The 26,232-nt window shown below is 67.8% G+C and carries 18 protein-coding genes and 1 tRNA gene; 9 read left to right on the forward strand and 10 right to left on the reverse strand.

The features are described from left to right. Positions 1-95 precede the first annotated feature (95 nt). The 5 genes from ACVCMC_RS14615 to ACVCMC_RS14635 all read right to left on the reverse strand — a co-directional run bounded on the left by ACVCMC_RS14615 (position 96) and on the right by ACVCMC_RS14635 (position 7,007). The gene (locus tag ACVCMC_RS14615) at positions 96-1,052 is read right to left on the reverse strand and encodes a hypothetical protein (protein ID WP_447097816.1); all 957 of its coding nucleotides are present in this window, start codon (positions 1,050-1,052) and stop codon (positions 96-98) included. A 50-nt stretch (positions 1,053-1,102) separates the two neighbouring features. Continuing rightward, a complete protein-coding gene (locus ACVCMC_RS14620) occupies positions 1,103-2,125 on the reverse strand; it encodes a ParA family protein (RefSeq protein ID WP_447097817.1) in 1,023 nt (340 codons plus the stop codon). Positions 2,126-2,873: 748 nt separating this feature from the next. Further along, on the reverse strand, positions 2,874-4,055 hold the full coding sequence (locus tag ACVCMC_RS14625) for a YVTN family beta-propeller repeat protein (protein WP_447097818.1): 1,182 nt from the start codon (positions 4,053-4,055) through the stop codon (positions 2,874-2,876). A gap of 37 nt (positions 4,056-4,092) precedes the next feature. Beyond that, positions 4,093-4,914 carry a creatininase family protein gene (locus tag ACVCMC_RS14630; RefSeq protein ID WP_447097819.1) on the reverse strand — a complete coding sequence of 274 codons (822 nt, stop codon included), beginning with the start codon at positions 4,912-4,914 and terminating at the stop codon, positions 4,093-4,095. Positions 4,915-5,009: 95 nt separating this feature from the next. Then, complete coding sequence (locus ACVCMC_RS14635; RefSeq protein ID WP_447097820.1) at positions 5,010-7,007, reverse strand: bifunctional 2',3'-cyclic-nucleotide 2'-phosphodiesterase/3'-nucleotidase; 1,998 nt, start codon at positions 7,005-7,007, stop codon at positions 5,010-5,012. Positions 7,008-7,131: 124 nt separating this feature from the next. Between ACVCMC_RS14635 and ACVCMC_RS14640 the strand changes: the two genes are divergently transcribed. From ACVCMC_RS14640 to ACVCMC_RS14665, 6 genes are all read left to right on the forward strand, one after another. Further along, positions 7,132-8,844: an LTA synthase family protein gene (locus tag ACVCMC_RS14640; protein ID WP_447097821.1), complete on the forward strand. Its 1,713-nt coding sequence runs from the start codon at positions 7,132-7,134 to the stop codon at positions 8,842-8,844. Between the two features lie 161 nt (positions 8,845-9,005). Continuing rightward, a complete protein-coding gene (locus tag ACVCMC_RS14645) occupies positions 9,006-9,245 on the forward strand; it encodes a hypothetical protein (protein ID WP_395120538.1) in 240 nt (79 codons plus the stop codon). Positions 9,246-9,304: 59 nt separating this feature from the next. Further along, a complete protein-coding gene (locus tag ACVCMC_RS14650) occupies positions 9,305-10,378 on the forward strand; it encodes a glycerophosphodiester phosphodiesterase family protein (protein WP_447099512.1) in 1,074 nt (357 codons plus the stop codon). A 29-nt stretch (positions 10,379-10,407) separates the two neighbouring features. After that, a complete protein-coding gene (locus tag ACVCMC_RS14655; protein WP_447097822.1) occupies positions 10,408-11,139 on the forward strand; it encodes a lysoplasmalogenase in 732 nt (243 codons plus the stop codon). Continuing rightward, on the forward strand, positions 11,136-12,401 hold the full coding sequence (locus ACVCMC_RS14660) for a sterol desaturase family protein (RefSeq protein ID WP_447097823.1): 1,266 nt from the start codon (positions 11,136-11,138) through the stop codon (positions 12,399-12,401). Before ACVCMC_RS14655 ends, ACVCMC_RS14660 begins: the two co-directional genes overlap by 4 nt. A gap of 371 nt (positions 12,402-12,772) precedes the next feature. Beyond that, a complete protein-coding gene (locus ACVCMC_RS14665; protein WP_447097824.1) occupies positions 12,773-14,317 on the forward strand; it encodes an amino acid permease in 1,545 nt (514 codons plus the stop codon). 205 nt (positions 14,318-14,522) lie between these two features. On the opposite strand, the gene ACVCMC_RS14670 is transcribed toward ACVCMC_RS14665, so the two are convergent. Next, positions 14,523-15,605, reverse strand: coding sequence for a GGDEF domain-containing protein (locus ACVCMC_RS14670; protein ID WP_395120531.1), 1,083 nt, complete (start codon positions 15,603-15,605; stop codon positions 14,523-14,525). Between the two features lie 240 nt (positions 15,606-15,845). Between ACVCMC_RS14670 and ACVCMC_RS14675 the strand changes: the two genes are divergently transcribed. From ACVCMC_RS14675 to ACVCMC_RS14685, 3 genes are all read left to right on the forward strand, one after another. Continuing rightward, the gene (locus tag ACVCMC_RS14675; protein ID WP_447097825.1) at positions 15,846-17,744 is read left to right on the forward strand and encodes a M61 family metallopeptidase; all 1,899 of its coding nucleotides are present in this window, start codon (positions 15,846-15,848) and stop codon (positions 17,742-17,744) included. 220 nt (positions 17,745-17,964) lie between these two features. Then, a tRNA-Arg gene (locus ACVCMC_RS14680) sits at positions 17,965-18,041 on the forward strand. Positions 18,042-18,175: 134 nt separating this feature from the next. Beyond that, positions 18,176-18,592 (forward strand): hypothetical protein, encoded by a 417-nt coding sequence (locus ACVCMC_RS14685; RefSeq protein WP_447097826.1) that lies wholly within the window; start codon positions 18,176-18,178, stop codon positions 18,590-18,592. 100 nt (positions 18,593-18,692) lie between these two features. On the opposite strand, the gene ACVCMC_RS14690 is transcribed toward ACVCMC_RS14685, so the two are convergent. From ACVCMC_RS14690 to ACVCMC_RS14705, 4 genes are all read right to left on the reverse strand, one after another. Continuing rightward, complete coding sequence (locus ACVCMC_RS14690; RefSeq protein ID WP_447097827.1) at positions 18,693-21,023, reverse strand: DPP IV N-terminal domain-containing protein; 2,331 nt, start codon at positions 21,021-21,023, stop codon at positions 18,693-18,695. A 185-nt stretch (positions 21,024-21,208) separates the two neighbouring features. Beyond that, positions 21,209-23,383, reverse strand: a complete 2,175-nt coding sequence (locus ACVCMC_RS14695; RefSeq protein WP_447097828.1) for a TonB-dependent receptor — start codon at positions 23,381-23,383, stop codon at positions 21,209-21,211. A gap of 442 nt (positions 23,384-23,825) precedes the next feature. Next, positions 23,826-25,316, reverse strand: a complete 1,491-nt coding sequence (locus ACVCMC_RS14700; RefSeq protein ID WP_447097829.1) for an aldehyde dehydrogenase family protein — start codon at positions 25,314-25,316, stop codon at positions 23,826-23,828. Further along, positions 25,313-26,188: a dihydrodipicolinate synthase family protein gene (locus tag ACVCMC_RS14705; protein WP_447097830.1), complete on the reverse strand. Its 876-nt coding sequence runs from the start codon at positions 26,186-26,188 to the stop codon at positions 25,313-25,315. Before ACVCMC_RS14705 ends, ACVCMC_RS14700 begins: the two co-directional genes overlap by 4 nt. Positions 26,189-26,232 lie beyond the last annotated feature (44 nt).

Genomic DNA, 26,232 nt, shown 5'->3' on the forward strand with positions numbered 1-26,232 from the left:
CAAGTGCAGCAGCAATAGCACTACCAAGACGCGGATCATGCACTGTGTTGTTGCCTATACCACGTCTGCGATTGAGGCTTTTCAGGGCACACAGGCTACGAGACGATCTGTAGAAAAGGGTTCTTGTCAACAATGGCTGCGTGTGATTTTTTCTTTAGGAAGGAGATCAGATCATCGCCTCGCTGTAACAGCATGACTATTTCATGCAACGAGCAGAGCAGCATCGTTTTTTGAGCGAGCGCGGCAGCGCATTCCTTGACCACGGGTTCGGTAAAGCCTGAGGACGAGATGAAGATACCGCGAGCGTTCGCGCGGAGGAACAAACGACTGAGATGGGGAAGAAACTCACTGGTACCGACTGGCGAGTTGAGCCATTTCATCTCAACGAGGTGCACCGCGCCATCGAGCTCGATCACACCATCGATCTGTTCAAGCACAACAGATGTGTCGGGGTCTTTTCGGCGGAAGTCTTCCCGAACAAGAATTCCATAGGCACTGAACATGTCGTTTAGAACACCTTCAAGCAGCTTGCCGCGCTCATGGGGCTTGTCGTCCATGCCGAACAACGCCGCAAGTCGAGTATTCACTTTCTCAATCTCGGAGCGCCTGTCGGCTGCTGCTTGCTCCGCGTGCTCACGAGCGCGTGTGGCCTCGCGTTCAGCATCTCGTTCTTGCTTCATCCGCGTGAAAGAGTCCTTTGCGTTGACTGCCTCTCGCACGCTTGCGACGAGCCCTTTAGCCTTCAGCTGGTCTTCCGGCCAACAGGTCTCGAACCTCTCGAACTCCACCACACGCTTGATGATCTCGCGTCGCGGGCGCAAGCCACTATCGCCGCGTCCATTGACCTTGGTGAGCACCTTGCGAACGATCTCGAATTTGTTGATGGAGTCCGCGTTCGTCGCTACGGCGCGCTCTACTTCGGCGAGATCTTCGTCGGCAACGCCGGCGCCGCGTAGGAACAGCACGACGCCCTTCTTCGCCCGAATGAGGCGGGCGATGGTCTCAACAAGTAGCTCAAACAGTTCTGGCGGGTAGTGAAATACCTCGGACATCGGATCACCTTTGGGTTGCTATGTCCGGTCTGCGGCTAGGAAGCCACCGGCTACAGCTTCGCGACTAGATCGTCCATCGCCTTCTTGGCGTTCCGAAGGTAGTCCTCTTTCACCTGCACACGATGGCCGTTAATAGTCTGCTTGCCAATGGGAAGCTTCGAAAACGGGAGGCCCTTTGCGAAAGCCACCACACCAGTTGTCTGAAAGTCGCGAATTTCGACGAACCCGGCTTCCAGCTTCTTAAAGGCGAAGATTTCGGGGTTCGACTTCAAGAGTTTGCCAACGTCACTCTCGATGGCTTGCAGTACGGCAGCGTAGGCCGAAGCTGCGCCCATGTACTGCGTCAGTCGATTCTTGACAATCAGATGAACTTTCGGAAGGGGGCGCTGGGCATGCTTTAGCTTCGTTGCGAATGCGTAGGCTGCATAGATTTCCGAAGGCAGTTTCAGGCCGTAGACGAGAGAAAACGCGTTCTGTATTGCTCGACGGGAGGAATCGTCTGCCATCACGGGGAGCACGATGCGGTCTGCTGTGGAGAGCGCGATCTGTGTGTAGAGGGAGAAACTTGGATTGCAGTCGAGGAAGACCACGTCATACTCGTCGGCAAGCTGATCCAAGAAATCCTTCAGCCAGTCGACAACCGCTATCCAGGGGTTCGTTCCGGGGATCTGATTGTTGGCAAGCGTGTTCACGGCGTTCGCTTGGAGTTCCAACATTGGATCGCCGCACACAAGATCGACGTTTGCAGGTACACCCTTGTTATAGCTACTCGGCTTCGTAGTGAAGTCGTGCGCATTGAACTTAGGTGGGGAGTACGGTGCAGGCAGACGGAGCTGAAAGTAGCCACCCACGCTGCATCGAGGTACCAAGCCCTGCCGTTCAAGCAACTTCTCGCTACCCTTGTTATTCAGCCCTCCAAGCATCAGCTCAGATAGATTGGCCTGCGGGCACATGTCGATCGCCAAGATGCGCTTTTTCGGGTGTTTCTCGGCGTAGCGAACAATCGACTGAAAGCACAGGCTTGTCTTTCCAGTGCCACCTTTGTTGTTCCAGTAGGCGTACTTGATGTCCATTGTTAGCTCCGTGAGCCATCTGTATGGCTGATGTCGACATCATATCGTCCATAACGGACGTGTACAAGTCTTTGTCTGCCATAATTGTGGTGGGCTCGAATTGAGGCTCCGTGGAGATTGATCGAAATCGAGACGGAGGAAGCTAGATAGAGTAGGTAGCGCCCAGCGCGCTGCTCCTGCTTTGCTTTGGCTCCTCTGAAAAGTGCGGGCCACGATGGCCCGCTGCTCTACCCGGGGCCCCTGTGCGGCGGTGAGTCGGGGGCGACAGGCCGCGTAGCGGGCATCGGCAGGGAGGCCGATGCCTTTTCGCCAGGGCAGGATGCCCTGTCGAAAAGCCCAGCCCCGGCTCACGGACTTGTTGGGCAGGATGCCCAACAAGCGCCAAGCGGGGTGCTCTTTCTCTTTGGTTACTTTCTCTTTGAGCACGCAAAGAGAAAGTGACTCGGTCGCCGTAGGCGATCGACCGCTCTTCGCTTCAAATGCGCTGGGTTGAACGGAACAACCGGCAGGAGCAGCGCTTGCGAACACTCGCAAATCTATGGACACGAGTGACGGGAGCCGGCGGGCAGTGCCCGCCCTACGCGACTGGTCGCTTCGATCCTCCGACGTGACGAACCGCCCTCGCGCGATCGTCACAAGAATGGCCCGAACAACCCGTCATCCCGGCGGAATCCGGAATCCAGTGCCTCGGCACATGGTTGAAGACGCTGGATTCCAGCGTTCGCTGGAATGACGAGCAAGGGCATCCCTACCGCATGATCCCCGTATGCCCCAACGAATACCGCCCCGGCTGCGGCCACACGGTGAGGCCATGCGGTTCCATGCCGACCTTGATCTTGCGCACCTTGCCGGTGCTGGTGTCGATGGCGTAGACGACGTCGTCGAAGCGGCCGGAGAGCCACAGCATGCGGCCGTCGGCGCTGACGTTGCCCATGTCGGGGCTGCCGCCGTGGGGGATCGGCCAGGTGGCGACGACCTGGCGGGTGGCGAAGTCGATCACCGAGACGCTGCCCTTGCCCTTGCGTGGACCGTGGATCTTGTGCGTGCCGCGGTTGGCCACGTACAGGCGCGTGCCGTCGCGGCTGGGGTAGAGGCCGTGGGTGCCGATGCCGGTGGCGATGAAGCCGATCTTGGTGAAGCTGTCGCCGTCGATCAGGTAGACGCCGTCGGCCATCATGTCGGCGACGTAGAACACCTTGCCGTCGGGCGAGACGCGGATGTCCTGCGGCATGCCGCGGTGTTTCAGCGGCAGGTAGCCGAGCACCTTGTGCGCGGCCATGTCGATCTTGGCCAGCTTGCCGCCGAACTCGCAGGTGAAGATCGCGTAGCGCCCGTCGATGGAAAAGTCGGCGTGGTTGATGCCCTTGCAGCCGGGCACCGGCAGGCGGAACTGCAGCGCCATGGTGTGCGGGTCGCGGAAATCGAGCCGGGCGTCTTCCTCGGCAACCACGATGGCGTGCTTGCCGTCCGGGCTGAAGTACATGTTGTACGGGTCGTCGACCGCCACCGCCTGGCCGGGCTTGCCGGTGGTCGGGTCGATCGGGGTGAGGCTGCCGTCGGGGCGGTCCTCGGCGTTGTTGGTGACCCACAGCGTGCGCAGGTCGTAGGCCGGCACCACGTGCTGCGGGCTGCGGCCCACCTTGAAGGTGTCGACCACCTTGAACGTCACCGGGTCGATCACGCTGACGCTGTCCGAGCGCAGGTTGGGCACGTAGATGCGCGAGAGCGCGCCGGCCACCGCGGGGCTGAGCATGTTGACGCCGGCATCGCCATAGAGGTTGGCCGGGTTGGTCACCGGCGGCATGCCGGCGACGGTCTGCACGCCGCCGGCGAACGCCGCGCCGCTGGCGAGCCAGGCGAGCAGGGCGAAGCCGGCGCGACGGCGCGGGTGAGAGCGGTGTGCGTTGATGGTGAAAGTCCTCGGCAGCATGTCCGGTCCACGAATGTAGGTTGGGGGTGCGGGCAGGTCAGTGTCCAGCGACGTCCTTGCGGATCGCCTCGACCGTCTGCGCCACGATCAGGTCCACGCCGAGCTGGCCCAGCGCGGCGGTGGCGCGACGCGGGTCGCCGCCGTAGACGCCGTCGGCCGCGCCCGGCGCGCTCGCGTGGCGCAGTGTATCGGCGCGCACCATCGACGGTGCGACTGCCAGCTGAAGCGAGGTGTCGGCGAGCGCCGCGTGGGTGCCGATCTCGTCGTCGCGGTAACCGCGCCGGCGCAGCAGCGCGGCGTAGCCGGTGGAGCTGGCGGCGTAGTATTCCGGCGGCACGAACGCGTGTTTGGGCGAACCAGCCCAGTGCTTGTTGAGCCGGTCCACCACGCGGCGCAGGTCGCGCTGGTAGCCGCCGTGGTCGCCGAGCAGCACGACGTGGCGAAAGCCGTGCGCCGCCAGGCTTTCGGCGGCCGAGGCCAGCATCTGCTCGAACGCGGCATCGGGCACGCTGATGGTGCCGGGAAAGCGCATGTGCCCGCTCGGTGGCGTGATGCTGCCCTCGGGCACGTAGGCGACCACCGGCGCCACCAGCGCGTTGCCCAGCCCGCGCGCGATCCGCTCGGCCAGCGCCTCGGCGCGCGCGTTGTGCTTGCCCAGCGCGATGTAGGGCCCGCTTTGTTCGGTGCCGCCGATCGGGATGATCACGGTGGTGCTGCCGGCGTCGATGCGCGCGCGCAGCTCGGTCCAGGTCAGCTCCTGCAACTGCACCGTGGGCGGTTGCGCGCAGGCCGCCTGCGCCAGCATCAGCAGCAGGGCGAGGCCGAGGAGTCTGCGGTGATTCAGCAGGAACTTGCGCACGCGGGCGGGGAGGGGCGATCGATCATCCGCGCACATTGGAACAGCGCTGCGCCGCGCGCAAGCCCGTTGCGGCGCGGCAACGGGCCTGGCCGCTTTCAGTGCGACAGGTCGACCGCGTACACCGCCGTGCCGTCGCCGTTGTCCTTGAGCTGGCGGATGTTGTGCAGCCCTGCCGCTTTCGCCACATCGAGCTTGTTCGCCGCGCCGGTGAACACCACCGGACCGTGCGTCTTCAGCGGGGCGAACCGCCAGGAGGTGGCTTCGAGGTCGGCCGCGTCGAGGTGCTGCTTGCGCTCGATCCAGTGGGCCAGGATCTCGCGCGTGCCGTCGGGCGCGGCCAGCACGATGTTGCTGCCGTCGAGGCCGGGGAAGTGGCCGCCGCCGCTGGCGCGGTAGTTGTTGGTGACCACGACGAACGGCTGCGTCGGCGCGACCGGCTTGCCCTGGAAGGTGAGCGTGGTGATGCGCTCGCCGGCCGGCCTGGACACGTCGATCACGTAGTGGATGCCGCCCTGGATCTGGTCGAAGTTGTAGCCGGTGTAGCGGCTGTTGATCAGCGCCTGCTCGCCGGTCTGCTCCGGGTCGATGCGGTTGAAGCGCCGCGCGGACTGCTCCAGCCAGGCCTTGAGGCCGGCGCCGTCGATCTTCACCGCGGCCAGCGTGTTGGGATAGAAGTACAGGTCGGCGGCGCTGCGCAGGGTCAGCGAGCCGGCGGCCACGTCGGTGTAGTCGGCCGGGCCGCCGAAGCCGGTGCGGAACGCGGCGGCGGCCCCGAGCACCGGCACGTCGGCCAGCTCGGGATGGGTGAGCGGCAGTTCGCGGCGCACGTAGTCGATCTGCGCGGCATTGACCGGCGCCAGCGCGGTCATGTTGCCCTCGTCGGCGAAGTAGCTGCTCATGCGCAGCGCGCTCGTGCCGATCGGCGTGTTGACGTAGGCGACCGCGGCCTGCTGCACGCCCGCCACCAGTGGCGCGATCGCGGGGTCCGCCGGCACGCAGTCGTGCTTGTCCTTGCAGATCGGCCGCACCTCGCTGTGGCTGTTGTCCCGGTCGACCACCCAGCGGCCGTCCTGGCGGTTGAGCACCAGCGCGACCAGGCCCAGGTCCTTGCCGAAGAAGCCGCCCATCACCGCCGGCACGTTGCGCACGAAACCGCGGCGGGCGTCGACGTCCTTCATGCCGGCGTAGCGCGGGCCGGGGAATTCGGTGTGCGAGTGGCCGAGCAGCAGCACGTCGATGCCGGGCACGCCGGCCAGGTACCAGCCGGCGTTCTCCATGTCGCTGGTGTAGGGGTGGGTGTCCAGGCCGCCGTGCAGCAACGCCACGACCAGGTCGGGATGTTGCGCCTGCAGTTCGGGCAGGTATTTGCGCGCGGCCTCGACCACGCCGGCGACGGTGACCTTGCCGGCCAGGTGGTGCTGGTCCCACTGCATGATCGGCGGCGGGGTGAAGCCGATGATGCCGACTTTCAGCGGCACCCTGATGTGGCTGCCGTCGGGCGTGTAGGCGTCGATGGTCTTCTGCACGATCGTCCACGGCTTGAAGATCGGCGCGCCGTCGCGTGCGCTGGAGACGTTGGCCAGCACCAGCGGGAAATGCGGCCCGGCGCAATGCGTGCTGCGGCTGCCGTCGACGTTCATCGGCGTCCCGGTGACCTGGGACAGGAAGCCCAGCCCGTAGTTGAACTCGTGGTTGCCGGGCGTGCCGCCGTCGTAGCCGACCGCGTCCATCGCGCGGTACACCGCCAGTTCCTGGTCGCAGGCCACCGGCTTGACCAGCGCCTGGTAGTCGGCCAGCACGCTGCCCTGGATGGTGTCGCCCGAATCGAACAGGAAATGGTTGGGGTACTCGGCGCGCGCACGCCGGATCAGCGTGGCGGTGCGCTCGAAGCCGACCGTGGGATCGCCCTTCAGCCGGTAGTAGTCGTAGCTGAGCACGGTGGCGTGGATGTCGGTGGTTTCCAGGATCGCCACCTGCGCGCGGGCGCCGTCGGGCACGCGGCCGGAGCGCCACGGCAGCGCGGAGCAGCCGGCCAGCGCCAGTGCGGCCAGCGCCAGCAGGGGGAGGGCGAACGGGGTGGATCGGACGGACATGAAGGTTCCGGGAACAGCCGCTGAGGGGACGGCCAAAGCTAGCAGATCGGACGGCTGCCGCGGTGCCCGACGAGGTCGTAAGATGCGGTTGCAGGCTCGGTCCTGCAGGGGGATGGCTCAGCTCATGCGTTCGATTCCATGGCGCCGCGTCCGCGGCCCGGCGGTGTGTGCGGGGGCCGTGCTGCTGTTCGTGCTGTGCGTGGCATGCACGGCCTGGCGCGAGCCGCTGCCGCTGCAACGCGTGTTTGTCACCTCGCTGATGCTGTGCAGCGCCGTGGTGCTGATGGCCGTGCTGGCGCGCTTCGCCAGCGCGCTGCTGCTCGCCGGCAGCTTGTTCGTCGCGCTGAAGTTCATCGCGGTGATGAAGCTGCGCTACCTCGACGAGCAGCTGATGCCGGCGGACTTCGTCTACTACGTGCGCAGCAGCCTGCTCGACACCTTGCGCCACTATCCCCACCTGTACCTGCTCGGCATCGGCCTGCTGGTGCTGTTGCCGCCGCTGCTCTACCTCACTTGGCGCTGGGACTGGCGCGTGTTCGCCACCTGGCGCGCGCGGCCGGCGTGGCTGTTGCGCGGCGCGGGGCTGCTGCTGGGCGCGTCGGCGTGGTGGTGGTGCATGTGGCCGGGCGGTCCGTTTGCCGGGGTGCACGCGCGCAACACCTGGGAGAAGCTCTCCGACGACGCGCACCTGACCAACTTCTTCGTCAGCTTCCGCGACGCGGCGGTGCGGTTGCCGCCGATGAGCGGCGACGGCGAGGCTGAGCGCGTGTGGGGTGCGGCCGCGCAGGGGCTGCCGTCCAATCGCCCGCCGCCGTACCCGGACATCGTGCAGGTGCTGGAGGAGAGCACGTTCGACCCGGCCAACTTCACCGACTGCAGCGTGCCGGCCTGCCGCGCGGCGATGTTCAAGACCGATGCGCGCACCCGCGGCAGCGGCGTGCTGCGCACGCATACGTTCGGCGGCGGCACCTGGGTCAGCGAGTTCGCCAGCCTGACCGGCATGCCGCAGGACATCTTCGGCCCCGGCGGCATGTACGCGCCCTACGTGCTGGCGCCGCACGTGCGCGATTCGCTGCCGCAACTGCTGCGCCGCCTGGGCTACCGCACCATCGCGATCTATCCCACCGTCGGCAGTTTCATCAACGGCCGCAACGCGTATCGCGACTACGGCTTCGATCACCTTTACGACGTCAACGAGCTGGGCCTGGTCGAGTGGGAGGAGAGCGACCGGCAGATGTTCGCCGCGGCCAAGCGCATCTACGACAAGGTGAAGCGGCCGGGGCAACCGGTGTTCATCATGATCCTCACCCTGAACCAGCACGGCCCGCACGACGAGGACCCGATGTCGTCGCTGCCGCCGGCGTTCCGCAACCTGCTGCCGGGGCTGAAGCCGGCGGTGGCGCTCAACTTCGACACCTACCTGGCGCGGCTGCACGACTCGGACCTGGCCATGCGCGCGCTGGAGCACGACTTCCTCGACCGCCCGCAGCCGACCGTGCTGATGCACTTCGGCGACCACCAGCCGTCCTTCGGCGGCATGATCCGCGACCTGCCGCGCAGCCTGCCGCCGGCGCTGCAGCCGTATCGCGACTACCTCACCTACTACATGGTCAAGAGCAATTTCGCCGGGCCGGCGCTGCCGCGGTATCCGATGCTCGACATCGCGTTCCTGCCCGGCATGGTGCTGCAGGCGGCGGGCTTGCCGCAGGATGCGTACTTCGCCGCCTCCAGCCGCCTGCGCGATCGTTGCGATGGCCGCTACGACGACTGCACCGTGCCGGGGCTGCTGCCGTCCTATTACGCGTGGGTGTTCGACCGGCTGCACGTGTACGAGTGAGCGACCGCGTTCAGCTTCGTGATGACCGTGGGCGGCAGGCGGGGGTTCGCGGTTGTCGCGTGGGGGCAGTTGCACGGGCCGGCCGGGCGCCCGCGCCACGCGCCAGGCCTGCGTTGGCGCGATCGGCGGCGTGCTGGCAAGCGTCTTGCTTCGCCATGGACATGACTCGCCGCCTTCCCGATGCCGTTACGCCCCCGCCGAGCGACGCCGCCGTGTGCGCCGCCGCTGCGCTGGAGCGGCAGATGGACGCGCTGGGGCTGTCGCCGGAGGAGCGCCTGTTCCTGCGCACGCTGCACCAGAGCGAGCGGCAGATCAACGACGCCTTCGACGAGGCGCGGCAGTCGGGCGACCTGCAGCAGCAGGTGAGCCGCGTGTACAAGCAGATGTATCGGCCGGACTGAGGTTTCCGCCACGCGCGGCTATGCTGGCCTCCCGATCCGTTGCGGAGTACGCCGTGCCGATGGTCTCCACGCCTCGCGAGAAACCGCTGGCCGCACGCGTCGGCGTGATCGGCCATCGCGGTGCGCCGGCATGGCAGCCGGAGCACACCCTGGCGTCGTACGCGCGCGCGATCGCCGATGGCGCGGATTTCATCGAGCCGGATCTGGTGATGAGCCGCGACGGCGTGCTGGTGGTGCGCCACGAGAACGAGATCGGCGGCACCACCGACGTGGGCGCGCGGCGCGAGTTCGCCGCGCGCCGCGCGACCCGGCACATCGACGGCGTGGCGGTGACGGGCTGGTTCACCGAGGACTTCACCCTGGCCGAGCTGAAGACGCTGCGCGCGCGCGAACGCCTGCCGCAGTTGCGCGGCACCGCGCACGACGGCCAGTTGCCGATCGCCACGCTGGAGGAAGTGATCGAGCTTGCCGCCGCCGAATCCGCCGCCTGCGGACGGCTCATCGGCATCGTGCCGGAGATCAAGCACGGCACCCATTTCCGCGCGCTCGGCCTGCCGCTGGAAGACCTGCTGCTGGCCACGCTCGCCGGGCATGCGCACACGCGCACGGCCACGGTGGAGATCCAGTCCTTCGAGATCGGCAACCTGCGCTACCTGCGCGAACGGCTCGGCACCGCGCACCCGAACATCCGCTTGCTGCAACTGCTCGACGTGCCGCCGGCGCAGCCGTACGACGTGGTGGCCGCCGGCGGCACGCTGGATTACGCGCGGATGATGACCGCGAACGGCTTGCGCGAGGTCGCCGGTTACGCCGACGCGATCGGCCCGGAGCTGCGCGCGGTCATCCCGTGGAACGCCGATGGCCGCCTCGATCCGCCGACGCGCCTGGTGCATGACGCGCACGCGGTCGGGCTGGAAGTGCATCCGTGGACGTTCCGCCCGGAGAACACCTTCCTCGCCCCGGTGTTCCGCCGCGGCGACGATCCGCACGCGCGCCACCGCGCCGGCCTGGTCGCGCAGATCGGCGCCTACCTCGACGCCGGCATCGATGCGTTCTTCACCGACGATCCGGCCAGCGGGCGGCAGGCGGTCGACGCGCTCGTGCAGGCCGTGCAGGGCGAAAGCTCGCTATGATCGCGTGGTCGCCACGACGCCCGTCGCCCATGTCCATTGTCGCCAGCACGTCTCCCGCGTTTCGCCGCGCCCTCGCGCCGATGGTGGCGTGCGCTGCGCTTGCCGCCATGCTCGGCGGCGCGCTCGGCGAAGGCGCCGACGCGTGGCAATGGCTGCACTGGATAGCCAAGCCGCTGGCCACCGTGCTGGTGATCGTCGCGGCGCTGGCGTGGCCGCCGATCACGTCGCGCTATCGGCGCCGGATCGTGGTCGGGTTGATCTGTTCGCTGCTCGGCGACGTGTTGCTGATGTGGCCGGCGGATCTGTTCGTGGCCGGCCTGGTGGCCTTTCTCATCGGCCATCTCTACTTCATCAGCGGCTTTCTCGGCGACAGCCGCCTGGGCACGCGCCCGCTGGCCTGGCTCGGCTGCCTGCTGCTGGCGGCGCTGAACCTGGCGTGGCTTTGGCCGTCCATACCGCCGGCGCTGCGCGGCGCGGTGGTGGTCTATGCGCTGGTGCTGGCGGCGATGGCGGCGCAGGCACTGGCGCGCGCCTGGGTACACGCCGGCGACGTGCTGGCGCGGCCGGCGCGGCGTGCGGCGATCGGCGGAGCGCTGTTCATGCTCGGCGACAGCCTGCTGGCCTGGGACCGCTTCCACGGCGCGCTGCCGCTGGCCGCGGTGTGGGTGCTCGGCAGCTACTACGCGGCGGTGTGGTTCATCGCCCGCTCGGTGGCGCGGGACGATGGCATGGCGGGCGTGACGCAGGCATCGACGGCATGAATACCTCCGAGCTCATCATCACCTGGGCGACGCCGTTCTTCTTCGCGCTGATCGCGCTGGAGTTCATCGTCGCGCGCGTGCGCGGCCAGCGTGTCTATCGCGGCAACGACACCGTCAACAGCATCGGCCTGGGCGTGATGTCGCAGATCGCCGGGGTGTTCACCAAGCTGCTCACGCTGGGCATCTATGCGTGGTGCGTCGAGCACCTGGCGCTGTTCACGCTGCCGGCGCACAGCCTGTGGGTGTGGATCAGCGCGCTGCTGCTGTACGACCTGCTCTATTACTGGCTGCACCGGATGGGGCACGAGGTGAACATCCTGTGGGCGGCGCACGTGGTGCACCACCAGAGCGAGCAGTACAACCTCTCCACCGCGCTGCGCCAGACCAGTACCGGCGGCCTGCTCGGCTGGATCTTCTACCTGCCGATGGCGCTGCTCGGCTATCCGCTGGAAGTGTTCGTGGCGGTGGCGCTGATCGACCTGCTGTACCAGTTCTGGGTGCACACCGAGCAGGTCGGCAAGCTGGGCTGGTTCGACCGCGTGTTCTGCTCGCCATCCAACCATCGTGCGCACCACGCCACCAACGACCGCTACCTCGACCACAACTACGGCGGCATCCTGATCGTGTGGGATCGCCTGTTCGGCACCTTCGTCGAGGAGGACGACGCCGACAAGCCGGTCTACGGCACCCGCGCGCCGCTGCGCAGCTGGAACCCGCTGTGGGCGAACGCCGAGGTGTATTGGGCGGCGGCGGTCGATGCGTGGCATGCGCGGCGCTGGCGCGACAAGCTGCAGGTGTGGTTCCGTCGGCCCGGCTGGCGCCCCGCCGACGTGGCCGCGCGCTTCCCCAAGCCCGCGTACGACATTCATCGCGCCGTCTACGACCCGCCGATGGCGCCGGCGATGGCCGCGTACTGCCTGCTGCAGTTTGCCCTGCTGCTGGGCATGGCCACGCATTTCCTGGGGCTCACCGCGCACGCGGACTTCGCCACCTTGTTCGGCTATGCGCTGTACATGGTGGCCAGCCTGTGCGTGATCGGCGCACTGATGGAAGGCCGTCGCGTCGCGTTCTGGCTGGAGGGCCTGCGCACCGTGCTGACCGCGATGGTGCCGCTGCTGCTCGGCCGCTGGTTCGGCGTCGACCCGCTCGACCAGCGCGCCGCCGCGGCGATCGCCGTGCTGTTCGGCGCCAGCGCCGTCGCGCTGCCTTGGCTGGCCGGCCTGCGCCCGCGTGGACCGCTGCACGCCGCCTCCAACCTGTAGAGCGGGCAGTGCCCGCCGCCCGTCCACGGTTCGTGGCAACAAGCGGCGGGCAGTGCCCGCCCTACGGGTGACTCCCACCCCTCGCCGTTCACCCTGAGCGTAGCCGCGCAGCGGCGGAGTCGAAGGGCGGGGCTGTCGCACGGCTTCGACTTCGCCGCTGCGCGGCTACGCTCAGCCCGAACGGTTGTGGGAGCCGATGCATCTCCGAACCCCGAATACCGAATACCGAATACCGGCCAAGGGCACCACGCACAGGGGTACGCGTGTGCACGGCACGCATTTGGACGTCCAAACGGCACGCCGCCATGCAGCCGCCTGGCCAGATGGGCGCGACTTGTTATGCTGTGCGCTGATTTCAAGGGGAGCACCCTATGGGTTTCTTCAGCAAACTGATACGCAGCAAGTCGGTCGCGCAACTGCAGGCCGAGGCAGGCGCCAGCCGGGATTTCCGCCGCACCATGGGCGTGTGGCAGCTCACCGCGATCGGGGTGGGCGCGATCGTGGGCGTAGGCGTGTTCGTGCTGGCGCCGAACGAGGCGGCGTTGAACGCCGGCCCGGCGATCATCCTGAGCTTCCTGGTGGCCGGCATCGGCAGCGCCTGCGCGGCGCTGTCCTACGCCGAGTTCGCCGGCATGATCCCGGTCACCGGCAGCGCCTACACCTACGGCTATGCGGTGCTGGGCGAATTGCCCGCATGGATCATCGGCTGGGACCTGCTGGTGGAGTACGCGCTGATCGTGGGCGTGGTCGCGGCGGGTACGTCGAACTACCTGCAATCGCTGATCGCCCAGATCACCGGCCTGCACCTGCCGGTGTTCCTGCAGGCGGCCTACGACCCGGCGCATCCGGACAGCGGGCGCGGCATCAACCTGATCGCGATGCTGGTGGCGCTGGGCGTGGCCGCGCTGCAGGTGGCACGCACCGAGGTCGGCGCGCGCTTCAATACGGTGGTGGTGGCGCTCAAGGTGCTCGGCGTGATCGTGGTGGTGGTGGTGGGTGCGTTCTACGTGAACACGGCCAACTGGACCCCGTTCGTCCCGCCGCTGGTGCACGACGCGGCGGCCACCGGCGGCACGCGCTACGGCGTGAGCGGCATGCTGGCGGCGGCCAGCATCGTGTTCTTCGCGGTATTCGGCTACGACACGCTGACCACCGCGGCGGAAGAGTCGAAGAACCCGCAACGCGACCTGCCGCTGGCGGTGATCGCCTCGCTGGGCGTGGCGATGGCGATGTACCTGGCCATCTCGCTGGTGCTCACCGGCATGGTGCCGTACAACGGCTGCGTGGATCCGTCCGAGGTCGCCGGGCAGTGCTCGGAGATGATCCTGGCCAGCTCGGCGCCGGTCAGCGCGGTGTTCGCCGCGCGCGACCTGCACTGGGTCAGCGGCATCATCAACGTCGCCGCGGTGTGCGGCATCGCCAGTGTGGTGTTCGCCTTCATGCTGGGCGCGGCGCGCATCTGGTTCGCGCTGGCGCGCGACGGCCTGCTGCCGGCGTGGTTCGCCAAGTCGCACCCGAAATACGGCACGCCGCACCGCCCGACCATCGCGCTCGGCGTGTTCACCGCGCTGGCGGCGGGCCTGCTGCCGATCCGCGAGCTGGCCGAACTGGTGAACATCGGCACCTTGTCCGCGTTCATCGTGATCTGCGCCTCGGTGCTGATCCTGCGCATCCGCCAGCCGGAGCTGGAGCGGCGCTTCCGCACGCCGGCGTTGTGGCTGCTGGCGCCGCTGGGCATCGTGTTCTCGCTGTTCCTGATCATCGGCTGGCCGTGGGTCACCGACGGCCAGTTCCACATGATCGGCGGGCTGGACATCGTCACCATGTGGCGCTTCGTGATCTGGATGGCGATCGGCCTGGCGATCTACTTCTTCTACGGCATGCGCCACAGCAAGCTCGCCACCGGCGAGCCCTGATCCGGCTCGGGGTCTGTGAAGAAAACCACTTCCTGTGGTTTTCTTCTATCGCGAGTCCGGTACATGCCCGGACTCGCTCACATGGAACAGTCACTTGCGTGACTGCTTCATGTCCGGCCATCGGGCAACTGCTCCTGCGTCGCCTCAACTCGGGCATCCATGCCCTCGTCATGGCCGGCCTGAGAGGTTGAAGAATCACAACCGCTCAGGCGCTGGCGAGGGCCGTGACCACCCGGTCGCGGCCTTCGCGCTTGGCCTGGCGCATCGCCAGGTCGGCGCGGGCCAGCAGGCTCTCGACGCTGTCGCAGCAGCCGGGCGTGCATACCGCCACGCCGATGCTGGCGCTCAGGTGTCCGCCCGGGTGATGGCTGGCGGCCACCGCCAGGCGCAGTTGCTCGGCGCGCAGCAGCGCCTGCTCCAGGTTCACGCCGGGCAGCAGCATGGCGAATTCCTCGCCGCCGATGCGGCCGATCAGGTCGTTGCTGCGGGCCTGCGTGCGCAAGCGCGCGGCCAGCGCCACCAGCGCGGCGTCGCCGGCGGCATGGCCGTATTCGTCATTGATCCGCTTGAAGTGGTCGGCATCCAGAAACAGCATCGCCATGGGCTGGCGCTGTTGCTGCGTTTCGTGCAGCGCGATGCGGCCCAGGTCGAGGAAGCGGTTGCGCAGCAGCACGCCGGTGAGGCCGTCGGTCTCGGCGCGTTCGCGCAGCAAGCGCTCCAGCTTGAACTGTTCGAGCAGGGTGCGCGCCATGAACGCGCGCAGCACCGTCGCCAGCGACACCGAGATGGCCATGTAGACCGAGTACTGCAAGGTGCGCTCGCCGTCGCCCAGGTGCAGCAGCATCGGCAGCGGTCCCAGCGCGCACAGCGCCATCGCGATGAGGAAATCCCAGCGGCCGAACCAGATCACCGACGAGGCCACCGGCAGCAGCAGGCCCGGCAGCGGCTGGCGCGCGCCGGCCGTGCCGCAGAACCCTGCGAGGTTGATGCCGATCTGCAGCAGCACCACGCACAGCAGGGCGAGCATGCGCAGGGTCAGCGGCTCGCGGCACTGCCGCGCGGCGATGACCACCAGCAGCATCGGCGGGGCCGGGATCAGCTGCCACAGCAACTCGTTCGGGCTTGCGCCGAGCAGGCCGCGCACCACCACCGCCAGCAGGTAGGCGCACAGCGCCACCGCCATCAGCGCGTGGATCATCGGCCCCATGCGCTGCGCCAGATAGCCGGCGTAGTCGCGGCGGAACGCGGCGTCTTCGCTGGGTTGTGGCTGGAGGGCAGGGGCGGGCATGGCGGCGGTCGGAATATCCGGAGTGGTTTGCGGTGGAGCAAAGCACGATGAATGCCAACGCCAGGACGCGCCTCGCGGCCATGCGGGCGCGGCGATCGTGACCTTCGGCAGGGGTGGGCGCCGGCGGCGCGCACTAGCATCGAAAGCCCGCGTTCGCCCCTGTCGCCAGCTCATGCCGGCCGCCTTCCCGCGCGGCCGGCGCGGCCGGCGCCACCTCATTCCATCATCCGGGAGCCGCCCTTGAAGTTCACCCGCCTCGCCGCCGCCGTCGCCGCCAGTGCCCTGGCGCTGGCCAGTTTCAGCGCCATTGCCGATGTCCCGGCCGCGCAGAATGTGCCCTATCAGGGCAGCCTGAAGATCAGCGTGGACGCCAGCGACGTCGCCCGCCGCATCTTCCGCGTGCACGAGGTGATCCCGGCGCAGCCCGGCCCGCTGACCCTGCTTTATCCGCAGTGGCTGCCCGGCAACCACTCGCCCACCGGCCCGATCGACAAGCTGGCCGGGCTGGTGGTCACCGCCAACGGCAAGACCCTGCCGTGGACGCGCGATTCGCTCGACGTCTTCGCGTTCCACGTGGTGGTGCCGGAAGGGGCGACCCAGGTGGAGGCGCAGTTCCAGTTCCTGTCGCCGCAGGATCGTCGCCAGGGCCGCGTGGTGATGACGCCGGAAATGCTCAACCTGCAGTGGAACGCGGTGTCGCTCTACCCGGCCGGCTACTACACGCGCCAGATCCCCGCCCAGGCCAGCGTGAAACTGCCTGCCGGCTGGCAAGCCGGCACCGCGCTGGAGGTCGCCTCGCGCGAGGGCGACACCATCTACTTCAAGCCGATCGACTACGAGAACCTGGTCGACTCGCCGATCTTCGCCGGCAAGCACTTCAAGCGGCTGGACCTCGACCCGGGCGCCAAGGCACCGGTGCACCTGGACCTGGTCGCCGACGCGGCGAAGTACCTGGAGGTGACGCCCGACCAGCTCAAGGCGTTCCGCAACCTGGTGCAGCAGATGTACAAGCTGTACGGCGCGCACCACTACGACCACTACGATTTCCTGGTCTCGCTGAGCGACAAGATGAGCGGCATCGGGCTGGAGCACCACCGCTCCAGCGAGGACGGCACCTCGGCCGATTTCTTCACCGAGTGGAAGAAGAACGTCGCCGCGCGCGACCTGTTCTCGCACGAGTTCAACCACTCGTGGAACGGCAAATACCGCCGCGGCGCGGACCTCTACACGCCGACCTTCAACGTGCCGATGGGCGACAGCCTGCTGTGGGTGTACGAAGGCCAGACCCAGTTCTGGGGCCAAGTGATGGCCGCGCGTTCGGGCCTGTGGAACGCGGAGCACACCCGCGACACGCTGGCCTACGTCGCCGCCACCTACGACCGCGGCCGTCCCGGCCTGGCCAGCTGGCGCAACGTGCAGGACACCACCAACGACCCGGTGATCGCCAAGCGCGCGCCACTGCCGTACCGCAACTACCAGTCCAGCGAGGATTACTACTCCGCCGGCGAGATGATCTGGCTCGACGTCGACGGCAAGCTGCGCGAACTCAGCCACGGCAAGCGTTCCATCGACGACTTCGCCCGCGCCTTTTTCGGCATGGACAACGGCCAGTGGAACGTCAACACCTACACCTTCGATGACGTGGTCAGGACCTTGAATGGCGTGGCGCCGTTCGACTGGGCCGGCTACCTGCGCACGCGCCTGGACGGCCACGGCCCGCTGACCGGCGGCATCGAATCGCACGGCTGGAAACTGGTCTACACCGACCAGCCCTCCGACGCGGTCAAGGCCGCGGAGAAGCGTCGCCACCAGGCCGACTTCACCTACTCGCTGGGCCTGTCGATCGGCAACGACGGCAGCATCGCCGACGTGCTGTGGGACGGCCCCGCGTTCAAGGCCGGCGTCGCCCCCGGCATGAGCGTGATCGCCGTCAACGGTCACGACTACGACGCCGACGATCTCAAGGACGCCATCACCGCCGCGGCCAAGGACAACAACGCCACCATCGAACTGCTGGTGAAGAACTTCGACGAGTACCAGACCGTGCGCATCGCCTACCACGACGGCCTGAAATACCCGCACCTGGTCCGCGACACCGGCAAGCCCGACACCCTGGCCGATCTCCTGAAGCCGCTCTGAGCGCAGGCGGGCACAGCCCGCCATGCCCTTCGCGTCAACTCACGACAACCGTAGGAGCGCGCTTGCGCGCGATGCTCTTCATTGGCGTAACGGAGAGCATCGCGCGCAAAGCGCGCTCCTATCGTTCCGCGGCCGGCCCGGATGCCGCCGCGCAACCAACTCGGCTATACTGCCGCTCCCCGCGGTCCGGCCATCGGCCACCCGCGCGCGGCCACACAATGCGCCTGTAGCTCAGCTGGATAGAGTACCGCCCTCCGAAGGCGGTGGTCGTGGGTTCGAATCCCGCCGGGCGCACCATCTCCGCATTCCACCTCCGCAACCGTTCCGCGTGTCCTCCGCGGTTGCGGCGTGGTGCCTGCCGCCATCGTTCCAGACGTGCGCGCTCGCGCGTGAGCGCCGGCGCCGCTCCGTCGGATTTCACGACGGAACAGATGCTGCGCAACGGCGAGAGCCTGAGCATCGCATCCGGCGGCGAAGCGCTGGCGCAGCCGCAGAGCAGCGAACTGCCGGTGTTCACGGCGGAAGGGCAGTCGCTGGGCCGCTTCCATGTAGACGACCTGGGCGACAGCCTGGCGCTGCGCCCGGTGTCGGGCGGCTATGCCGATGCGCCGGCCGCGCAGCAGAGGGTGCGCGTGCGTGCGACGGCCCGGGTGAAGCTCGACGCGGACGACACCGCCTCGCTGCGCATGGAGCTGCTGGAAGACGGCACCCTGCGCATCACCGCGTCGGCAAACGCCGCCGGGCTCGGTACGGATGCCGTGGTCGCCTACGGGTTGACCGCCCTGAAGCGGCAGGCTGGCATCTCGCCGACGCAGGTACGCGCGGTGGTGCTGAGCTTCGGCGGCTGAGGCGTGGTTCGGGAGGGAGGCGCGGGCCCCGCGTCTCCCTCCCGCCGCCGCGCGGAGGCGCGGGCTTGATCTCCCGCACCCGCCGAAAACGACGGCGGTTTCAGTCTTGCCGGGGCGATGTCTCGCGGATGCGGAAATCGCGTGGCGGCTCCACGTCCAGCAAGTGGCGTACCAGGTAGTTCCAGCGGCGCTGGGTGACGTAGCGGGCGTGCGGGCCGCTGTCGCCGTGGGCCATGTTGGGCACCAGCAGCATGTCGAACGGTTTGTTGGCGCTCATCAGCGCGTCCACCAGGCGCATGGTTTCGGCGGGGTGCACGTTGCCGTCGATGTCGCCGTGGATCAGCAGCAGGTGGCCCTTGAGGCGGTCGACCAGTTGCTGGTTGGCCTGCTCCATGTAGTCCTTGCCGACCGGATAGCCCTGGAACAGTTCGTTCCAGCCGGCCTTGTCCAGGCGCGGGTCGTGGTCGCCCGAGGTGGAAACGCAGACCTTGTAGAAGTCCGGAAACTGCAGGAAGGCGTGGGTGGAGCCGTAGCCGCCGTGCGAGTAGCCGTAGATGCCGACCCGGTCGAGGTCCATCCACGGATGGCGCGCGGCCATCTGCCGGAGCATGGCCACATGGTCTTCGAACACGTTGCCAAGGTTGTGGTACGAGAAGGCGTGGAAGTCGCGCGAACGCTTGGCGGTGCCGCGCCCGTCCACCATCACCACCACGAAGCCCAGTTCGGCGGTGGCCTGCAGGTCCATGGTGCGGGCCAGGGTCTTGGGCACGAAGAAGTTGTGCGGGCCGGTGTAGATGTATTCCACCACCGGGTACCTGCGCGCCGGGTCGAAGTGCGTGGGCCGCACGATCAGGCCGTAGAGATCGGTCTTGCCGTCGGCCGCCTTGCCCTTGAACGGCAGCGGCGGCGTCCAGCCCTGCGCGGTGAGCCAGCGCGTGTCGGTGCGCTCCAGTTCGCGCAGGATGCGGCCGTCGCTGCCACGCCGCAGCACCGAACGGCCGGGCAGGTCGGCACGCGAGTAGTTGTCGACGAAGTACTTGCCGTCGGGTGACATGAACACCTGGTGGTTGGCCGGCTCCGGCGTCAGCAGCTGCATCCCGCCGCCGTCCAGCGCGACGCGATAGAGCTGCGTCTGGTAGGGGTCCTCGCCGGGTTGCACGCCCGAGGCCAGGAAGTAGACCTGGCGTTGCGCGTCGTCCACGAACACGATCTCGCGCACCACCCAGTCGCCCTCGGTGAGGCGGCGCAGCTGGCGGCCGCTGGCGGCGTCGTGCAGGTACAGCTGGTTCCAGCCGCTGCGTTCGGACGTCCAGAGGAACTGCCTGCCGCAGTCGACGAGGCGCCACTGGGTGGAGAACGGGTCGACCATGTAGTCGCCGACCGCATCCTCGTGATGCAGGACGCGCTGGTGGCCGCTGGCGGCATCGATCTCGCGCAGCTCGATGTACTTCGCGCCGCGACCCAGGTAGCGGTAAAGCACGCGGCGGCCGTCGGCGGACCAGCTGAAGCCCAGCTCGCCCCAGCCCCAGCTCTGGACCTCCAGCGGCGGCGTGTCGACCTCGACGCGCCGGACCGTCGGCCCCAACTGGAACACGACGAGCTGCGCCGTGGGCAGCGGTTCGCCGGGCAGCGGGTAGATGTAGCGGTAGGTGCGCGGGCGCAGCTGGTCCTTCGGCACGAACTGCTGGCTTTCCAGGTGGCCCGCGTCGCGGGTGTTCATGCGGTAGGTCACCAGCCGCGTCGAATCCGGCGACCAGAACACGGCCGGCGCCTGTCTGGCGTCCGCGCCCTCGGTCACGCCCTGCTCGACCATCAGCTCCAGCCACGGCCACGGCGTGGCGTAGTCGTTCTCCGGCTCGCCGTCGCCGGTCAGCTGCACGACCTTGCCGGTGGCGGTGTCGCGCACGTACAGGTTGTGGTCGCGCACGAACGCGGCGTGGCGGCCGTCCGGCGACAGCGACACCGGCTGCGGTTCGCGCGGTTCGGGCGTGCAGGCGTAGCCGTCCAGGCGGCATTGCCAGTGCACATCGTCGATGTCGAAGCGTAGGCCGCTGCCGTCGTCGACGAACTCGATGGCGTCGAAGGGCAGGGCGTCGGCGCGGTAGGTCTTGCCGCTGGCGCGGGAGAGCGCCGCCGCCAGGCGCGCATGGTCGAAGGCCGCTGCCTGCGTGTCGCGCGCCACGTCGACCTGGACGAAGCGCTTGCCCGCCGGTCCCTGGCTGAGGTACCAGAAGCGGTTGTCCTGGTGGAACCAGTGCGGTTCGATGTCGGCGAACTGGATGTGCGAGGACAGGTTGCCACTCAGGAACTGCTCGGCATGGCGATAGTCGGCCAGCCGCCCTTGGGCGAAGCCGATCGCCGGCAGCACGCCGAGCAGGATGGCGAGGAGGGTGCCCGCATGGCGGCCCGGCGACTTCATGGTTTCTGGCATGTCAGTGCTCGATCCGGGGTGCGCGCGGCAATCACGAACAACCCCTCTTTTTGCCGTCATTCGCGCTTTCGCGGGAACCACGACGGCGTGAGGCCTTTCCCGAGAATGTCGGGATTTCCCGGTGCCGCGAAAGCGCAACGAAAAAAGGCTGCCGCCACGTTTGCGCGTGGCGGCAGCGGGGCACCTCAGTAGGTGTAGCTCACTTCCAGCCCGACCGTGCGCGGGCGCAGGCGCGTGGCCTGGCCGAGGTAGGGCGGGTCGACCGCGCCCTTCTCGTTGGTCAGGTTCTCGCCGAACAGGTAGGCCGACCAGCCCTGCACGGACTCCACGCCGAGCCGGGCGGAGACGCGCGTGATCGCATCGCCCGGTTCGCCCTCGGCCGTCGAGGAGGTCACGCGGCGCGAGAAGTGGCTCACGTCGGTGCGCGCGATGCCGTACAGGCTGTTGCCGATCGGCCAGTTGTACGCGGCCGAGCCAGTCAGCTGCAGCTTGGGCACGTTGAACACCGGCGTGCCCTTGTGGAAGTTGGTGCCCGGTTCGGTGCGGGTGTAGACCGCATCGATGTAGCTGCCGTTGAACTGCAGCGTCCACGACGCATTGGGGATCCAGGTCAGTCCCAACTCGGCGCCATCCGTGGAGGTGCCGCCGGAATTGAGCAGGGCGTAGAGCGCGCCGCCCTGCAGCGGGAAGTAGATCGGCACGTCCTTCCAGTTGGTGTGGAAGATCGCCGAGTTGAGCCGCAGCCGGCCGCCGTCCATCACCGTCTTGTAGCCCAGCTCGTAGCTCCAGATCTCGTCGGGCCGGGTCGAGGCGGGCACGCTGATGCCCATCTGCTCGGCCAGGATGATGGAGTTGATCAGCTGCAGCTGGCCGGAGCGGTAGCCGTTGGCGACGCTCGCGTATACCGACGAATCGTGGGTGGGGTGGTAGGTCAGGGTGAGCTTGGGGCTGGCGTGGGTGAAGGTGTGGTCCAGCCGGTTGATCTGGGTGGTGGTGGAATCGTACGCGTCCACCTTGTCCTTGAAATAGCGCGCTCCCAGCGAGGTGGACCACTTCGGCGCGAAGTTCCACATGACTTCGCCGTAGAGCGAGTACGACTTGTTCAGATGCGAGGAGCGGCTCGGGTCGTAGCCCTCGGTGTGGTACGTGTCCGCGCGGTCAGCGCGACGCTGGTAGAAGCCGACCGTCCAGTCCAGCACGTTCTCGCCGGTGGAGGTCCAGCGCAGTTCGTTGGTGCGTACGCCGATGTCGATGGTGCTGGCATAGGCCAACCCCAGGTTGACCCCGTTGAGCGTGCGGCCGAGTCCGCCGTCCGAATACACGTACAGCAGCTGCGAACCGTCGAGGTCGTACTGGGCGCGCAGGCTGCCGGAATCCCAGTCGCTGTAGACGTCGTAGTAGGTGTCGACCGTCATGTCCCGGTAGGCGTAGTCGAAACCGCCGGGGGAATGGTTCTTGTACTTCCAGTAGGCGAGATCGACGGTCAGGCGGTCGGTCGGCGTGTAGCGCAACTTGGCGCGCCCGGTCTTGATGCGCTGCCAGTTGATGTTGTCCTCGGCGGTGTCGCGGTTGTACAGCCAGCCGGATGTCTTCTCGTCGGTGCCCACCAGGCGCAGGGCCAGCTTGTCGGCCACCAGCGGGATGTTGACCATGGCCTTGCCACCCCAGCCGTTGGTGCCGCCCTGGGTGGAGCTGACGTTGGTGTCGACCGTCGCGTGGAAGCCGGTCGCATCCGGCTTCCTGGTGGTGACGACGACGGTGCCGCCGACCGATCCTTCGCCGAACAGCGTGCCCTGCGGCCCCTTCAGCACCTGCACGGTGTCGATGTCGAACGAGCGCGTGTCCGGATACCACGGCACGGTGACGCCGTCGAACGGCACGTCGTCCAGGTAGTAGCCGGTTTCGTTGCTGCCCTGCCGCGCGGAGGCGCCGCGCACCTGCACATAGGTGAAGCCGCCGCCGGCGTCGAACGAGGCCACGCCGGGCGAGGTCAGCAGGGCATCGCCGACGTTGGTAATGCCGGCGGCCTCGAGTTCCTCGCCGCTGATCACCGACATGCCGATCGGGATGTCCACCTCGCGCTCCACGCGCTTGCGCGCGGTCACCGTCACCGCCTGCAATTCTTTCGCGTTGTGCGCCGAGGCCTTGGTGCGGGGCTGCTCGCCGCCCTGCGTGGCTGCGTCGCCTGCCTGTGCGGCCGGCGCAGGGTCGGGCCTGCCGGCGGGCGAGGTGCCGTCGGTTGCCAGTACGGCGGACGGCATCGCCAGGGCCGAGATGATCATGCCGGCGAGAAGCATGTTCGACTTCGACAGGGTGATCCGCGCGGATGTGGTTGCGCGGGCTTTGCATTGGACAGTCATGTTCCCCTCCTGATACGGAAACCGGGACGAAAGTGGTGCGGGTTCTCTCACGCGACCCGATGCCCTTCCACCCGGGAAAAAGCAGTCCATTTGCGGCGCTGCGTCGGCGGCCAGCCTGGCGTGATCCATTCTGTTTTTGCGCAGACGTATCGTCTTGAAGCATTTGCGCCCTTCGTATGCGGAATCCCGCATAGCACCGCTGCTGTCCGGAGAAGCCGCCCTGGCGCAGGGCGGAGCCGTAGGAGCCCGCTTGCGGGCGATGCTCCTGCTCTCGCCGAATCCCGGCGAAAGCATTGCCCGCGAGCGGGCTCCTGCGGAAGGCGATGGCTTCGATGTCCGGTCACCGCCGCTGGTTCTGTCGCACTTGACGCAGCGGCGTGGATTTATTCCGGACAGCAGTGCGCACCGGGTGGAGCCGCCGCGCCAAATCGGGATGCGCGGATCAGCCGCCGCGGTTGACGTACCAGATGGTCTTGGTCTGCTGGTATTGCTGCAGCGCTTCCAGGCCGTTGTCGCGGCCGCCGAAGCCGGAAAGCTTGTAGCCGCCGAACGGGGTGGTGATATCGCCTTCGGAGAAGCCGTTGATGGAGACGGTGCCGGCGCGGATGGCGCCGGCGACGCGCTGCGCGCGGTGCACGTTTTCGGTGTACACCGAGGCGGCCAGGCCGTAGTTGGTGTCGTTGGCCAGGCGGATCGCCTCGGCTTCGGTGGCGAAGCCGGTGACGGCGAGCAGCGGGCCGAAGACTTCCTCGCGGAACAGCTGCGCGGCGGGATCGACATCGACATACACCGTGGGCTCGACATACCAGCCGCTGAGCAGGTCGCCGCGGACGCGCCCGCCGGTCACGCAGCGCAGCCCGTCGGCGCGGGCCTGTTCCAGGAAGCCGCGCACTTTCTCCAGGTGCGGCCCTTCCACCATCGGTCCCAGCCTCACCCCCGGTTCGCGCGGGTCGCCGAGTTTCCACTCGTCCAGGCCGGCCACGAGCATCTCCACCAGCTCGTCCCTGATTTCCTCGGCCACCAGCAGGCGCGAGCCGCAGCTGCAGTTCTCGCCCATGTTCCAAAACGCGGCGTTGAGGATGTCCGTCACCGCCGCGTGGATGTCGGCATCGGCAAACACCACCTGCGGATTCTTGCCGCCGCACTCGAGCACGATTTCCTTGAGGTTGCTCTGCGCGGCGTAGACCAGGAACAGGCGCCCGACCTCGGTAGAGCCGGTGAACGAGACCATGTCCACGTCCATGTGCCGGCCGAGCGCGGCACCGGCTGTCTCGCCGCGTCCGTTGACAACCTGCAGTGCGCCCGGCGGAATGCCGGCCTGGTAAGCCAGTTCGGTCATGCGCACCGCCGACAGCGGCGTCAGCTCGGCCGGCTTGACGATGACGCTGTTGCCGGTGGCGAGCGCCGGTCCCACTTTCCACGCGTACATCTGCGCGGGGAAGTTCCACGGCAGCACCGCGCCGACCACGCCGATCGGCTCGGCGACGACCAGGCCCAGCGCGTTGTCGCCGGTCGGCGCCACCTTGCCGTAGCACTTGTCGATGGCTTCGGCGTACCAGCGCAGGGTGTCCAGCGTGGCCGGGATGTCGGTATTCTCGCACTCGTCGATGGGCTTGCCGGCGTCGATGCAGTCGAGCGCCGCCAGCTCGGCGGCGTGTTCCGCCAGCAGGTCGCACCAGCGCAGCATGGCGGCCTTGCGCTGTGCCGGGCTGCGTCTGCGCCAGTCGCCCGCGTCGAAGCAGGCCCGCGCTGCGGCGACCGCGGCGTCGACCTCGGCCTGGCCGCCGTCGCCCAGGGTGCCGATCACGCTGTTGTCGATCGGGGTGAGGTTGACGAGGCCGTCGTCGTTGCCGCGGAAGCCGTGGATGAGCTGCGGTGCGTGCAACGCGCCTCGTGCGGCGCGCTCGAAGAGGTCCTGGCGGGTCGTAGTCATGGCTGTGCTCCCTCCACCAGTTCGCGGAAGGCCTGTTTGGCGGCCTGGGCCAGCGGCAGCAGCGGCAGGCGCACGTCGCCGACGTCCAGGCTGCCGTTGAGGCAGCCGGCCTTGGCCTTCTGGTTGTAGTCGCCCGATTCCATCGAATGCAGCGCCGGGTACATGCGCCGCATCAGCTCGCGCACGCGGTCCCAGTCGCCGGCCATCGCGGCGGCGTGCAACGCCACTTGTTCGCCGGGGAACACGTTGCCGGCACCGGCGATCCAGCTTTTCGCGCCCCAGAAGAAGAAGTCCGCCGGCTGGTCGTCGCAGCCGCAGACCACCTCGAAATCGGCGAAGCGCGCCTGCAGCAGACGCAGCGCGCGGCTGAAGTCGCCGCTCGACTCCTTGATGCCGATGATGTTGGGGTGCGCGGCCAGCACCGCGACGGTGTCGAACTCGACGTCCACGCCCGTGCGCGCGGGGAAGTTGTAGATGATGACGGGCAGCTTGCTGTGGTTCGCGGCGTACTCGAAGTGGGCGCGGATGCCGTCCTGGCCGGGCAGGCTGTAGGGCGGGGGCGACAGCAGCACGGCGTGGTAGCCGATGGCGTGCGCCTCGGCCGAGCGCTCGACGGAGCGCCGGGTGGACAGGTCGCCGATGCCGGCGATCAGGCCGATGCGGCCGGCCGCCGCGCGGTGCACGGTCTGCAGCACCTGGCGGCGCTCGCCGTCGTCGAGCGCGTAGTACTCGCCGGTCGTGCCGCAGGCGACGAGTCCGGCCACGCCCTTGTCGATCAGTGCCCCGACCAGGGTCTCCAGCGTGGCGTGGTCGACTTGCCCGCGGCGGTCGAACGGGGTGATCAGGGGAACGTAGATGCCGTCGAGTTTCATGGGTGGTTTTCCAGTGCGTGAGCGGGCGATCCGGCGCAGGCGGA

It is taken from the genome of Rhodanobacter sp. UC4452_H20 (assembly GCF_052978205.1).